Here is a 14,675-nt window from a genome sequence, read left to right on the forward strand (position 1 = left end):
ATAGACTTAATTATTCACGAGTAGCGCAATCACTCATGATTTATAACGGGTGAAAAACCATACTGCCCATGTGAACGCATTTACTTAGCGTGTAACCGCTTACGTAAGCGCTTTCATGATGAATTAAGTTTAATCCGCTACCCGCGAACAAATCAATGTTGTGTCCCTTTCCCAGATCACAAAAACAACATGTGCAACACAAGATACCAATTGCGCCATTACAACCAGCCACAATTAATCATTAATGCTTTAACCAAAATTAAATAAGCAACTGTTAAATAACAATTAAAATTCATACCCCAATCGATAAACAAACGATTCCGAGGATACATTTCAGATCTGCTGGAGACCGCCAAATGGCCCAAATAGAGCATAAGCTCCGATTTTTTATGTCATAAATGAGAGCTGGATCGACAAACCAAACAACCCAATGTAAGCGCTTACCCAATTTTTCATTACACGTTCAAGTGTAAGACCTAACATAAGCTTTAAGTGAGTTGGCATCACAATGACCAACTCCGCCTTGCGACAAGTGTTATCACAGTGACAAACAGCAACGACAAAAAAGCCGCTGTTTACAGCGGCTTCAAACAGTCCAATTAGCCTTCTTGGTTAGAAGGTGTAACGGGCGCCCAATGCATAACGAGCACTGTTTTCTTGTGCACGCAACATTTGCTCTTTGTAGCGACCATGGATACGCATTTCTTCTTCAAAGATGTTAATACCTTCGGCAAACACGGTCAGTTCCTCAGTCACATCGTAACTGATGCTGAAGTCCCACTGGCCATAAGATTCAGTGAACTGAGGCGCTGGACCGCCAGATTCTGCTTGGCCAGTGGCCGACAGGAAGTCATCACGCCAGTTGTAGGCGATTCGCGCTTGCAAACCGTCTTTATCATAGAAGGCAGCAAAGTTAGCCGAATCACTCAAACCAGGCAGTGCGAACTGCTCATCGGTGCGCTCGACATCGTACTCAGTATCACCAGTCACAAAGGTGGCATTAGCAGAAACACCAAATCCGGTATCCCAGAACCAATGCTGAGCAGCGATTTCCCAACCATGAATGTTTAAGTCTTCAACGTTGTTAGGCTGACTGATCTGCCAAGTGATCACCGGATCATTGGCACTTTGAGGGACTCGGCCATCAGCGTCGCCATAGCCATTGTCGACTAGCCAACCATGAACGGCTTCATCACTCGGTACACCACCGGCTGCGGTGATTTCAGCACGAGCAAGCTCCGCTGCTGGACCAACATATGGGTCGCGCAAATGATCGAACTCTTGTTCAACAATGGTGTTCATCAGGAAGTTCTCTACTTCTTTATTGAACCAACCTGCTGATACGTAGCTTGCTTCACCATAATAGTATTCAACCGAGAAATCGAGGTTGTCTGAGCTATAAGGTTTCAAAGCTGGGTTACCGGCAAAGCCTGAACGACCACCGACTTTTGGAATGGCGGTTAATGACGTCGTTGCACGCATTTGTCCCAGCGTTGAGCGCGTAATGGTGTTGCTGTAGCTAAAGCGAACCTTCAGATCTTCAATGACTTCTAAGTCGATATCGAGACTTGGCAAGAACTCTTTATAGTCATGGGTTTCATGGCTAAAGGTCGAGGTGTCAGCAAACTCGGTAACCCACTCGGTTGGATTTAGCCAAACCACGCGCTCGGCATCTTGCTGCAAGCTGCTGGCGGTCACATCAGTTTGCTCATAGCGAATACCAGCCAGTACATTAAGCGGCATGTCATTGAATTCACTTTCGAAGTTGAACTGCAAGTAAGCTGACTTGGTTTCTTCTTCAATGTGATGATCATCAGTAAACGGAATGGCTTTGTATTCGACATCGTACAACTCTTCAGCACGCGCCATTGCTGCGTCTTGATCGTAGCTGTAGTAATAAGGGATCAGCATGTCACTGCCGCCACCGGAAAAGTCACTGAGGAAGCCTCCGCCGAGACTTTCATACGACATATAATCCGCCCACTGCCCTTTGTTGCCATACCAGCCGGCGCTAATCGGACCGGTGTAACTAGCACCTGCGTGGGTTTCCATTTTCAGATAAGACAAACCAAAGTCGATGGCGCCAAGAGAATCAGAGCTATCGTTAATCCAAGTACCATCAAATTGCACTTGGGTGACATCGGTTTTGTTTTTACCAGCGCGAACACCAGCAAATAAAGTGGCGTAATCTTCAGGCTGCAGATGCGGCTCACCGGCAGGATTCAGATCGACGTAGTTGGCGCCAAGCAGCGGAATATCCGTGTTACGGGCATCATATGTTTTGTCTGCAACATTCAATGCGCCAGCAATAAAGAACTTATTATCGGCACTATCACCTAAGGTACCCTCGGCGGTTGCTTCGGAATCGTGGGCATCCAAACGCAATTCAAGCAAATCATTGACCTGCCAAGCGATGTTTAAACCCAGCGATTTGTTTTCGTTCTCTGAAGCGTTTTGTTGCATGGTGCCAGAGTAGTCACCGCCAACTTCGGTGGCGTATACGAAGGTACCATTTTTATCAACTTCAGCTGCGGTCAGGTTACCAAGGCCCGAGAACCATAAACCAAAGGTATCGGCTTCAGACTCATCTTCGAGTTTCGAGTAGGTGTAATCAACCGTGACTTCCATGGTGTCGATGGGCGCATACTGCAATACCAACTGCGCATTGGTACGCTCACGCTCGGTATTGGTGATGCCAAAGCCAATATTACGCGCATAGAAGTAGTTGCCGTATGGGTTGCTGTTCATGTCATTCAAATCAACAGTCCCCGCTTCGGCGCGTGCTTTCAGATCGATCACATCCTGTGAATCGTCATTAAACTGGCGCCAACCATCGATGGTTGCGGCATTGGTGGTACTGTCACGTTTGACATAAGAGCCGGAGAAACCAATACCAAAGGTTCCATCCATAAAGGTGTTGCTGATTAAACCGGAGATCTCAGGGGTATAGTCATCGCCATCTTCAACACCGGTATCATGGTGAACTTTCGCCCCTACTGTTGCGACCAAACCATCATTGTCGAATGGCCGAGCCGTTTGGATATTGATGGTGGCGCCAATACCACCTGAAGCCACGTCCGCTTTACCAGTTTTGTACACTTCGACGCCGCTAACGCTGTCAGAGGATAAGTTGGCAAATTCAAATGAACGAGTTGACTCACCTTCAACCTGTGCCGTTGGCATCACTCGGTTGTTGAGCAATACCAAGTTAAAGTCTGGACCAAAACCACGAACGGTTACCTTACTACCTTCGCCATTGACCCGATCAATCGAGACACCAGTGATGCGCTGAAGTGATTCGGCTAAGTTGGTGTCAGGGAATTTACCAATGTCCTCGGCAGAGATCGCATCTACGACACCTGCGGAGGTACGTTTCAGATCCATGGCTTTGGCCTGCGAGCTGCGAATACCGGTGACCTGAATGACTTCTGTATCATCAGCTGGTACTTCTTCGGCGGCCTGTGCTGAGAACAAGGTTGCTGCGCCAAGAACTAAAGAAAGGCTTGCCGCCAATTTAGTTTTAGCGAACTTTGTGTGTTTCATGAAGAGCTCCATTTTATAATTTTTGATGCACCACGATTCCGTGGTTGCAGTTTTTTGTGCGGATAAAAATCCTGCTTCCCCCGCTAACGCTTTTCTTTTGAATGCCAACAACACATTCAACCACCAAGTAAGCGCTTTCACGGCAAAGCAAGTCTACTGCCGAAAACTTGCGTAAAGCAACGCACAAAATCGCCTTCAGATCACACAAACAACAAAGTTTAAGCAAATATTTAACGAGACAAAAAAATATAATCAGGATTATCAAAAACTATCTAAGAAACACACAACAAGCCCAAATAAAAATAAATATACACTTAAAACAGATAGTTGAAATAAACTAAAAAATTAGTTGATTTAATATCATGTAAGTAAGCAACTACATCAAGCGAGTTAACAAAGACATCTTGCCTATTTTTCGAACGATTCGTTGTTTACCAACGAAAACCTAAGAAAATACATGTAAGCACTTTCTTTTATGGGCGTTTTATCACAGTAATTCGAAGTAATTTAGTTTCGATTAGGCCACACATCGACAATGGCCGCATCGGTGGGAGTTTGTATCAAATCAAGAATTTGATCATTGCTAAACCAGGCGGTCGGCTGATCAGCCATACTGACAATAAAGGCATTCAGGATCTGTTGAACTAGAGCCTGTTGACGAAGAAAGGAAGTTTGTGAGTCTGAGATTTCGCCAAAGCAACGTACAAGCTCAACCGAAACCGAATTCAGCGATTGTCCTGACCGGTGGCGGTGCGCGCGCCGCTTATCAAGTTGGCGTACTCAAAGCCATCTCCGAGTGCTTTCCTGGCGGCAAAAAACTACCATTCGACATTATTTGCGGCACGTCGGCCGGTGCCATTAACGGCACCGCCCTATCATGCTACGCCGCCAATTTCCGCTTGGGCATCAAGAAAATTGAATGGGTGTGGCGCAATTTTCAGACCTCCAAGGTCTACCATTCCGACATCCGAGGAATCTTCCGGCAGCTACTCAGGAACATCATGCCCATTGCCGCCAGCCAGCCCGACCGAGCGCTAGCGGTCCTGAATAATGCCCCGCTCCATGAGTTGCTTAGCAAGCTGCTCGATCTATCGAGGATTGAGCGCAATATCGACCGCGGCTTTCTCAAGGCGGTGTCAGTCAGCGCGTCGAGTTATGCCACCGGCAACTCGGTGTGCTTCTTCCAAGCTGAGCCTGAGATAGGTGATTGGTATCGTGTGCGTCGGCGTGGCGTCAGAACGCCGCTCGCGTTCGAACATTTAATGGCTTCTTCCGCGCTTCCTATGGTGTTTCCAGCCAGTAAGATTGGCCAACGTTATTATGGTGATGGCTCCATTCACCAACTTGCGCCGCTCAGTCCGGCCATTCACTTGGGTGCTAGGCGGATCCTAGTTGTCGGCACCAGTGACTTGCCCGATCGCTCCTCCACTGCGGCGATGCCACCACCGAGCGCTGCCGATATTGCAGGTCATTTACTCGATACCATCTTTAGTGACAGCCTGCGAGCCGATTTAGAACGGCTGCAGCGGATCAATAACACCCTAGCAATGCTGTCGCGGGCAGAGCAGCAAAAGGTCAACTTATTTCCCATCCATACCCACGTCATTAATCCGTCAGAAGAACTAAAGACGCTTGCCGCTCCCCATTACCACCGTTTGCCCGCCAGCGTAAAAATGCTGCTGAAGTTGATCGGCGCAAATCCGCAAACCAATACAGCATTGTTGAGTTACTTACTGTTTGAAAAGGAATATTGCCAGCAATTGATTGAGCTCGGTTATCGCGATGGGCTGCAACAGCGGCAAGCGGTGATGCAATTTCTATGTGAAAAGTAGGATCCATCGACACTTTGGCACGCAGCCTGCTTTATATCTCCTGAAGCGACAATTTTTTGCCGGAGTGAGCCTTTTTATGGATACCATGCAGATGTCTCCATCAGCGTTCGATGCCAACATGGACCAGGCGCGCGCCTCAGTTTTTAGCGTTTACTACAATGAACGCCCTAGCTCGTTACTGAGCATTCTACAAACGGAAATTGAATTAAAACCCTTGTTGAGATTGTACTTAGAGCAAGCTCGACAACGTGTCAGCCTTGATGGCATTAGCCTTTTCTGGAACAACCAGCAGTATCACGTGGGTGATACCTCAAAGAGCTACCGCCTCACGGTTGAGTGGACCATTGACGATCATGAGCCAGTGAAACTGGCCTACACCAGTCGTCACAAGTTTGACAATCACAAGCACCAGCAGCTCGATTGGTTGCAGCGCCAGCTGCATTTCCCGCTTCGCAACGCCCTGCGCTACGAAAGCATGAGACAGCAAGCCCGCACCGATCACCTAACCAACATAGGTAATCGAGGCGCATTCGACGATCACGCCTATCGTTACATGTCACAGGCCAGGCGTAGCCGGCAAAATCTTGCCATCGTGTTGCTTGATTTAAATGACTTCAAACAGGTCAATGACCACTATGGTCATTTGATGGGCGACCGAGTACTGCAAGCCGCCGCCGAGTGTTTGCAAACGGCGATTCGTGGCTCCGATCTGCCATTTCGTTTTGGTGGTGATGAATATGCCGCCCTGCTGGTCGACTGCTGCGAAGAAGCGTGTTTGTTAGTACAACAGCGGATCACTGAGCAGTTTGAGCAGCACCCGCTGCTGACCAAACTTGGCATTTCCGCCAGTATCGGTGCCGCGATGTACACCAATGCCGATAATATAGAAACGTGGCTTGCTCGAGCTGATCAGGCTATGTACGACATGAAGCGTCACAAGAAGTCACTGTCAGCTTAATTCAATGTGCCAGCCTGATTCGCCTGGCTGGCACTCATATCCTTGCGCGACCCAGTAGCCAATCGCCGCGACACATTCCTCACCATAAAATAACAGCGGGATCTGCTGCCTTAACCAAGGTGGAACCGCCATTTCTTGCCACACTTTTTTCAGCTCTCGCGAGCCCTGCCGCATTGCCGGCCTCACCCGCTGTTTTAATTGCCCAAAACGAATGCTGACTGGCTGACCATCAAGTGGCCCCTTGAGACGCCGCGCAGCCGTGTCGCTTGGCTGTGCCGATAGCGTCCCGTTGGGTAGCGACAGCGGCTGCGGCCACTGCCAAGTCAACTGCTGCGGATACGAGGCAATATTGCCGTCAAGTAACACCAAATCATCGCGGTATCGTCGCAACTGCCACCCAGCCCAGCTCAATTGGGGTTGTGCATCTTGTTGCGCGAGCGCCACCGATTGCCACGCTTGTTGCTGCTGACGGTATGACCACAGTGGCACGCAACGCTGACGAAGCCAATGGCGCATGACCCGCTCACGGCGGGCATTCGATAGTGACTTGAGCGCACTAATCGATAAGCCATTTGCAGTGACGCAACTTTGGTAGTCTTGTGCCGTGATTTCCTCAAGAACCGCCCGGTCTTGCGCCAATAAGCTTACGCTACGACTTGCAGTCTGATTAAAGCTGGGCCAACGCTGCTGACACAACGGCAATAATTGATTACGAATGAAGTTGCGATCAAATCGGTCGTCTTGATTGCTCTCATCTTCTATCCAGCTTAATTGCTGCTCATTGGCATACTGTTGTAATTCGGCGCGAGATAACTGCAACATTGGCCGCGCCAACCAACCGCGGGCAAATGGCATCAGCGACGGCATTGCCGATAAGCCATCCAAACCACTGCCACGCTTGAGTGACAAAAACAGGGTTTCAACCTGATCGTCCTGATGATGGCCAGTTAAAACAGCACAACTTGGATGATCAACCAGAGTTTCTAGCACCCGATAGCGGGCATCACGAGCCACCGCTTCTAGACTTTGGCGGCTGCCCCTGACGAGTTGCACACGCTCATGGATAAATGGAATCGCTAATTGTTGGCAGCTGGCTTGACAGTGTTGTAACCAGCTATCGGCATTAGCTGACAAACCATGGTGAATATGGCAAGCAGAGAGTTCAATGGCAGGATGTTGCTGCTGATAGAGCGAGCAGCCATGGAGCAAAACTTGTGAGTCGATACCGCCGCTGTACGCGACAATAAAGTGAGCAACACCACGCTGTTGCAGTTCATCGAGTTGACAAAACAGCGTGGTGAGCATGGCGTTATTAGCAGTAGCCGTAACCCATTAAGCGTTGGTAGCGACGCTCTTTCAGTGCTTCGCTGTCCAATTGCTGTAACTCTTTGAGATCAGCACAAATTTGCTTTTTCAGGGTTTCCGCCATTAATACTGGGTTGCGATGGGCACCGCCAAGTGGCTCTTCCACCACATTATCAACCAACGCCAGCTCTTTCAGTCGTGGCGCGGTGATCCCCATTGCTTCTGCCGCAGTTGATGCTTTTTCCGCACTTTTCCACAAGATAGAAGCACAGCCTTCTGGTGAGATCACCGAGTAAGTGCTGTATTGCAGCATGTTGACCTTATCGCCGACGCCAATCGCCAATGCGCCACCCGATCCACCTTCTCCGATCACGGTGCAGATCACTGGCACATTCAGCTGTGCCATTTCTTTCAGGTTACGAGCAATCGCTTCACTCTGACCGCGCTCTTCTGCGCCAACTCCGGGGTACGCACCTGGGGTGTCAATAAAGGTGATGATTGGCATGTTGAAACGTTCTGCCATCTTCATCAGACGCAGTGCTTTGCGATAGCCTTCTGGACGAGGCATACCGAAGTTACGCTTGATTTTTTCTTTGGTTTCGCGGCCTTTTTGGTGGCCAAGTACAACCACTGGAATACCATCTAATCGGGCGGTACCGCCGATCAGCGACTGATCATCCGCATAAGCACGATCACCACATTGTTCATCAAATTCAGTGAACATGTTGTTAATGTAGTCTTGCGTGTACGGGCGCTGAGGGTGACGCGCCACCTGTGCGACCTGCCACGCTGACAAATCAGCAAAGATCTTTTTGGTCAGCTCGTAGCTTTTGCCACGCAGTTTTTCCAGCTCTTCATCTAAATTGACATCGACCGATGTCTCGCTGGAAACGTGCTGTAATTCTTCAATTTGGGCTTCGAGTTCCGCAATCGGTTGCTCAAAATCCAAGAAATTCAGGTGCATAGCCATTCAATGCAGTCCTATTTTGTAATTTTTATCAGAAGGCCAGAGAGACCTGCTTCGGCCCCATTAAACTTTCTAGCTCATTCATCAGGCGATCCGTTGGCGTCACCCGCCATTGGGTCCCTAATTCTAGTTCAGCCTCAGCAGTGCCGGCATCATAACAGATCCGAACGGGAGTCGTCCCGTGTTGCCATTGGCTTAACACATTTTGTAGTTCAGCCAGCCAATCTTGCCGCAATGCATTTTTGGCTAACTTAATGTTCAGACTCAAGCAGTGTCTTTCTCGAGCCTGTTCAATGTCTAATATTGAATCGGCGGACATTTTAAGGCCGCCGCTGAAGTCATCAAAGCTGACCTCTCCCTCAACGATCAATATCTTATCTTTGACGCAAAGTGATTCAAATCGTTCGACTGAATCACCAAATAAACCAACATCAAGCCGCCCAGAGCGATCATCAAGGCTCAGAATACAAATCCGTTTGCCCGATTTTTTGCTGACCATCATCCGCACGCCAATCACAAGGCCAGCCGCTTTTACTTTCTGGCCGCGATTGGTTGGGCTGACATCTTTTAATCGGTTCGAGGTATAGTTTTTCAGCTCCGATAGATACTGATTAATCGGGTGGCCGGTTAAATACAAGCCGAGCGTTTCACGCTCATATTCGAGCCACACAGACTCCGGCCAAGGATTGACCGAGGCAAATGCCTGCTGTACTTCTTCAGGCTCAGTGGTCAACAAGCCAAACATGTCGCCTTGCCCTAAGGCTTCAGCTTTGTGGTGCTGCTCGGCAGCGCGCATTGCTTCTTGTAACGTTGCCATCAAGGCTGCTCGGTGAGGGCCGAGCTTGTCCATTGCGCCTGATTGAATCAACTTCTCTAGAATCCGGCGATTGACTTTCTTCAGATCGATGCGAGCACAGAAATCAAACAAATCACGGTACGGGCCATTGGCCTCTCGCTCTTCGATAATGGCTTCAACCGGGCCTTCGCCAACGCCTTTGATGGCGCCAATGCCATAAACAATTTCACCCTCATCATTCACCGAGAACTTGTAGTAGCCCGAATTCAAATCCGGCGGACTTAACGCCAACTGCATCCGCTGACACTCATCGACCAAGGTGACGATTTTATCGGTGTTGTCCATATCGGCGGACATCACTGCAGCCATAAAGTAGGCCGGATAATGGGTTTTCAACCACAGCGTTTGATACGACACTAGGGCATAGGCTGCCGAGTGCGATTTGTTAAATCCGTATCCGGCGAATTTCTCCACCAAATCGAAGATTTTCATCGCCAGCTCGCCATCAACGCCGTTATCCTGCGCCCCCTGCTCGAACACCGCCCGTTGTTTAGCCATCTCCTCAGGCTTTTTCTTACCCATGGCACGGCGCAACAAGTCAGCGCCACCCAGTGAATAACCGGCGAGCACCTGAGCGATTTGCATCACCTGCTCTTGGTACAAGATGACGCCGTATGTCGGCTCCAAAATCGGTTGCAACGATTCATGTTGGTATTGGGCGTCGGGATAGGAGACTTCTTCGCGGCCATGCTTCCGATCGATAAAGTTGTCCACCATGCCCGAGCCCAATGGGCCGGGGCGGAACAAAGCCACCAAAGCGATGATGTCTTCAAAGCAGTCGGGCTTGAGGCGCTTGATCAGCTCTTTCATGCCGCGCGATTCAAGCTGGAATACGGCCGTGGTTTCAGCCCGCTTCAACAGATCAAAGCTAGCTTGATCGTCGAGCGGAATCGATTCAATGAAAATGGCTTCCTGACCTTTGGCTGCGCGGCGCGGATTAAGCATATCCAACGCCCACTGGATAATGGTCAGCGTCCGCAACCCAAGAAAGTCGAACTTCACCAAGCCCGCTTCTTCAACATCATTTTTGTCGAATTGGGTAACGGGGTTATTGCCTTCGTCATCACAATATAACGGCGAGAAATCGGTGATCTTGGTTGGTGAAATGACCACGCCACCGGCGTGTTTACCGGCATTACGAGTCACCCCTTCGAGGGTGCGCGCCATATCGATAATTTCACGAACTTCCTCATCGGCCTCGTAAAGTTCGGGCAGTTTAGGCTCGGCCTCAAACGCTTTGGCCAAGGTCATACCAGGATCGGGTGGCACTAATTTAGAAATTCGGTCAACAAAACCATAGGAGTGGCCCAGCACCCGGCCAACATCGCGGATAGCCGCTTTCGCAGCCATGGTACCAAAGGTAATGATCTGGCTCACCGCATCACGGCCGTATAGCTCGGCAACGTGATCGATCACTTCATCGCGGCGATCCATGCAGAAGTCGACGTCAAAGTCCGGCATCGACACCCGCTCAGGGTTCAAAAATCGCTCGAACAGCAAATCGAATTCGAGGGGGTCAAGATCGGTAATTTTCTGCGCATAAGCCACCAGCGAACCGGCACCGGAGCCTCGCCCCGGGCCAACCGGAATGCCGTTGTCCTTCGACCACTGAATGAACTCCATGACGATTAAGAAGTAACCGGGAAAGCCCATCTGGTTAATGACATCGAGTTCAATTTTCAAGCGCTCGTCATATTCAGGTCGACGCTTGGCCCGCTCTTCAGGATCTGGAAAGAGGAATTCAAGCCGTTCTTCTAAGCCCTCTTCAGACACTTTGACCAGATAATCTTCAATGGTCAGATCGCCCGTTGGAAAGTTGGGTAGAAAGTACTCCCCCAAGCGCACCGATACATTACAGCGCTTGGCAATCTCAACGGTGTTGGCGAGAGCTGATGGTACATCGGCAAACAGCTCACACATCTCTGCTTCAGAGCGCAAATACTGCTGCGGCGAGTAACGTTTGGGCCGGCGCTTATCGGCGATGGTAAAACCATCATGGATGGCAACCCGCACTTCATGGGCTTCGAAATCGTCTTGGCTGAGAAAACAAACCTCATTGGTCGCCACTACCGGCAACTGCTGTCTTGCGGCCAACTCAACGGCTGCATGCAGGTAGTCTTCTTCTTGCGAACGGCCGGTTCGTATCAATTCAAGATAGTAGCGATCAGGGAAGTATTCTTTGTAGAACGCTACCAATTCGTCGACCAATTGCTGATTGTTTCGCAGCAAAGCGATGCCCATATCACCTTCACGGGCTCCTGAGAGCACCAGCAAGCCCTCGTTGAGCTCCGCAAGCCATTCTTTCTCAATAACCGGGCGATGCTGGACATGGCCTTGTTCGTAGGCTCGTGAAATCAACAAGGTAATGTTTTTGTAGCCGGTGTCATTGAGGCAAAGAACCGTCAAGCGAGTCAGTTCATCGGCAAATTCTGCCGAGCGCATCCACATATCAGCGCCAATAATCGGCTTAACGCCAGCGCCTTGCGCCTTACCGTAAAATCGAACAAGGCCACAGAGATTTCCTTGGTCAGTGATGGCCATCGCAGGCATGTTTTGCTCTGCCACTGCGTTGATTAAGGCCGGCACCTTTTTCATGCCATCGACCATGGAGAAGTCAGAATGGATGCGCAGGTGAATAAATTTAGGGTCGTGATTGTCAGTCATTGCGATCTGGCCCTTTCAGTGCTGCTCAAGCACGCGTTGCACTGGTTTAAAACTGCGGCGATGTTCAGGACAGGCACCATGCTCAACCAATTTTTCCATGTGCAGCTTAGTTGGGTACCCCTTATGACGGGCAAATTCATATTGGGGATATTGTTGATCGAGGATTGCCATTTCTTCATCGCGAGCCACTTTCGCGATAATCGATGCCGCGCTAATGGCCTCTTCGAGACCATCACCACCAACCACCGCTTTGGCTTCCATTGGCAGTTCTGGGCAACGATTACCATCAATTAACACTAACTGAGGTTGCTGTGATAACCCAGCAACAGCGCGCTGCATTGCCACCATGGTCGCCTGCAAAATATTGATTTCATCAATTTCACTGGCTTCGGCGCGACCAAGCGACCAGCAAAGCGCTTTGTCTTTAATTTCTTCGGCCAGTAACTTGCGCTTCTTTTCCGATAACTTTTTCGAGTCATTTAAGCCTGTAATCGGATTAGCCGGATCGAGGATCACCGCTGCTGTGACCACCGCGCCAACCAAAGGGCCGCGGCCGACTTCATCGACACCTGCAATTAACTTCGTGTTCATTGATTACTACCTGAGTTGGCTTGCTTTGACTTAATCAACACATCAATGGCATCGGTCGCCCGAACACTGGCATCTTGCCGAATGAGACGGTGGAGCTGCTCAAATTCAGCTTGCAGAGTTGCATTGGGACTATCCAACTGACGATTCAACTCTGCGACCAAGTTTTCCACCGTCATCTCATATTGAAGGTATTCAGGCACTAATGCTTTATTCGCTAGCAAATTCGGCAGCGAGGCATATTTCACCTTCACCATGCGTCGAGCGATTTGGTAAGTCAGCCAGTGAACTTTATAAGCCACCACCATGGGTCGCTTGACCAACATGGCTTCGAGCGCCACGGTTCCTGATGCAAGCAACACCGCATTGGCTGCTGCCATGGCATCTCTGGCATTACCATCAATGACCGTGGCATTGAGTTGCGGGTAGTTGGCCAGCAGCGCTTCGATTTGTTGTCGGCGCTTATCATTGGCGGCCGGAATAACAAACTGCAGATGAGGGCGTTGCTGTTGCAATTGTTGCGCGACTTGCAAAAAGGTATCGCCTAATTGCGCTACTTCGCCGCCGCGACTGCCGGGAAGCAATGCCACAACTTGTTCGGCATCGACTAAACCAATGCGTTGTCTTGCTTCACTGCGATCCAATGACATGGGGATTTCATCGGCCAGCGGATGGCCAACAAATTCACAAGCAACCTGATGGCTGTCGTAGAATTGCTTCTCAAACGGCAACAAAGCCAGAACTAAGTCAGTCGCTCGGTCAATTTTGAAAATTCGTTTTTGACGCCAGGCCCATACCGATGGGCTGACATAATGCACCGTGGTAATACCGGCGTCTTTTAATCGTTGCTCAACCCCCAGATTAAAATCTGGCGCATCAATGCCAACAAACACATCCGGTTGCCAATCGATTATTTTGGCAACCACGTCTTTGCGCAGTTTTAGCAACTCTGGCAATCGGCCCAATACTTCAAACAGCCCCATGACCGATAAAGTTTCCATATCGAACCAAGACTGGAAGCCAGCTTGAATCATCTTCGGGCCGCCAATGCCGGCAAATTCGGCATTGGGATAACGGTGTTTAAGCGCCTGTAACAACGAAGCCCCCAGCACATCGCCGGAGGCTTCACCTGCTAATAACGCAATTCGGATCGGACGGTCTACGCCTGCAGTCATGTTGTGATGTTTACCGAAATTTAGCGAACAATGCCGCGTGATGATTTCGCCAGATAATCAACAATGACTTGTACTGCTGGCGATTCCTTGCCCTGCTCTGCTAATACCGGCAGTGCTTCTTCCGTGGTGAAACCTTCACGATAGAGCGTCTTGTAGGCTTTACGAAGCGACTGAATCGCTGGCTTATCAAACCCTCGACGTTTTAGACCTTCGTAATTCATGCCAAATGCTTCGTTGTGGCGAGCCATTACATAGGGCGGAATGTCTTTGAGGACGATCGAGCCTGCTGCAGTGAAGCTGTGCGCACCAACCCGACAGAACTGATGATAGCCACTCATGGCACCAGCGATAGCCCAGTCTTCGACATGAACGTGGCCGGCTAAACCGACATAGTTGGCAAGAATAATGTTGTCGCCTAACACGCAATCATGGGCAATGTGAACATATGCCATGAATAAATTATTGCTGCCAACTACGGTTTTGCCTTGGTCTTGCGTGGTGCCACGGTGAACGGTGACACACTCGCGAAAGATGTTGTTGTCGCCAATAATGGTTTCTGTTGGCTCACCGGCATACTTCTTGTCTTGGTTTTCTTCGCCAATTGAGACGAATTGAAAAATCCGGTTTCCTTTGCCGATTTTGGTCCGTCCTTTGATCACCACATGAGATGCGACTTCAGTGTCGTCACCAATCTCAACATCAGCGTCAATATATGACCACGGGCCAATTGTGACGTTATTGCCAATGCGAGCATTTTCATGAACAAAAGCTAGAGGACTAATCAAGA

9 protein-coding genes are annotated in these 14,675 nt (G+C 49.6%); 2 read left to right on the top strand and 7 right to left on the bottom strand.

Going from position 1 to position 14,675, the window contains the following annotated elements; translation table 11 throughout:
• Nucleotides 1-612: 612 nt before the first annotated feature.
• The gene (locus IC617_RS07855; RefSeq protein ID WP_191144432.1) at nucleotides 613-3,543 is read right to left on the bottom strand and encodes a TonB-dependent receptor; all 2,931 of its coding nucleotides are present in this window, start codon (nucleotides 3,541-3,543) and stop codon (nucleotides 613-615) included.
• A gap of 674 nt (nucleotides 3,544-4,217) precedes the next feature.
• Here IC617_RS07855 and IC617_RS07860 point away from each other — a divergent pair.
• Complete coding sequence (locus IC617_RS07860) at nucleotides 4,218-5,375, top strand: patatin-like phospholipase family protein (RefSeq protein ID WP_191144433.1); 1,158 nt, start codon at nucleotides 4,218-4,220, stop codon at nucleotides 5,373-5,375.
• A gap of 91 nt (nucleotides 5,376-5,466) precedes the next feature.
• Nucleotides 5,467-6,333: a GGDEF domain-containing protein gene (locus IC617_RS07865; protein ID WP_191144434.1), complete on the top strand. Its 867-nt coding sequence runs from the start codon at nucleotides 5,467-5,469 to the stop codon at nucleotides 6,331-6,333.
• Here the strand turns inward: IC617_RS07865 and tilS are convergent.
• From tilS to lpxA, 6 genes are read right to left on the bottom strand one after another with little or no spacing between them, the layout of a single operon-like run.
• Nucleotides 6,325-7,638, bottom strand: a complete 1,314-nt coding sequence (gene tilS, locus IC617_RS07870) for a tRNA lysidine(34) synthetase TilS (RefSeq protein ID WP_191144435.1) — start codon at nucleotides 7,636-7,638, stop codon at nucleotides 6,325-6,327. The two genes, IC617_RS07865 and tilS, sit on opposite strands and share 9 nt — an antisense overlap.
• 7 nt (nucleotides 7,639-7,645) lie before the next feature.
• Entirely contained in the window at nucleotides 7,646-8,602 is a 957-nt protein-coding gene (gene accA, locus IC617_RS07875; RefSeq protein ID WP_191144473.1) for an acetyl-CoA carboxylase carboxyl transferase subunit alpha, read from the bottom strand.
• A 34-nt stretch (nucleotides 8,603-8,636) separates the two neighbouring features.
• Complete coding sequence (gene dnaE / locus IC617_RS07880) at nucleotides 8,637-12,125, bottom strand: DNA polymerase III subunit alpha (RefSeq protein ID WP_191144436.1); 3,489 nt, start codon at nucleotides 12,123-12,125, stop codon at nucleotides 8,637-8,639.
• A gap of 15 nt (nucleotides 12,126-12,140) precedes the next feature.
• Nucleotides 12,141-12,716, bottom strand: a complete 576-nt coding sequence (rnhB, locus tag IC617_RS07885; protein WP_191144437.1) for a ribonuclease HII — start codon at nucleotides 12,714-12,716, stop codon at nucleotides 12,141-12,143.
• Entirely contained in the window at nucleotides 12,713-13,888 is a 1,176-nt protein-coding gene (lpxB, locus tag IC617_RS07890) for a lipid-A-disaccharide synthase (RefSeq protein WP_191144438.1), read from the bottom strand. Before lpxB ends, rnhB begins: the two co-directional genes overlap by 4 nt.
• A gap of 20 nt (nucleotides 13,889-13,908) precedes the next feature.
• The gene (lpxA, locus tag IC617_RS07895; RefSeq protein ID WP_191144439.1) at nucleotides 13,909-14,673 is read right to left on the bottom strand and encodes an acyl-ACP--UDP-N-acetylglucosamine O-acyltransferase; all 765 of its coding nucleotides are present in this window, start codon (nucleotides 14,671-14,673) and stop codon (nucleotides 13,909-13,911) included.
• Nucleotides 14,674-14,675: the final 2 nt, after the last annotated feature.

The sequence above is a fragment of the Neiella litorisoli genome (assembly GCF_014773395.1).
In the GTDB taxonomy this organism is placed as follows: domain Bacteria; phylum Pseudomonadota; class Gammaproteobacteria; order Enterobacterales; family Neiellaceae; genus Neiella; species Neiella litorisoli.

Coding starts and splice junctions, on each gene's coding strand:
- IC617_RS07855 (WP_191144432.1), bottom strand. CDS start 3,543: ATGAAACACACAAAGTTCGCTAAAACTAAATTGGCGGCAAGCCTTTCT.
- IC617_RS07865 (WP_191144434.1), top strand. CDS start 5,467: ATGTCTCCATCAGCGTTCGATGCCAACATGGACCAGGCGCGCGCCTCA.
- tilS (WP_191144435.1), bottom strand. CDS start 7,638: ATGCTCACCACGCTGTTTTGTCAACTCGATGAACTGCAACAGCGTGGT.
- accA (WP_191144473.1), bottom strand. CDS start 8,602: ATGCACCTGAATTTCTTGGATTTTGAGCAACCGATTGCGGAACTCGAA.
- dnaE (WP_191144436.1), bottom strand. CDS start 12,125: ATGACTGACAATCACGACCCTAAATTTATTCACCTGCGCATCCATTCT.
- rnhB (WP_191144437.1), bottom strand. CDS start 12,716: ATGAACACGAAGTTAATTGCAGGTGTCGATGAAGTCGGCCGCGGCCCT.
- lpxB (WP_191144438.1), bottom strand. CDS start 13,888: ATGACTGCAGGCGTAGACCGTCCGATCCGAATTGCGTTATTAGCAGGT.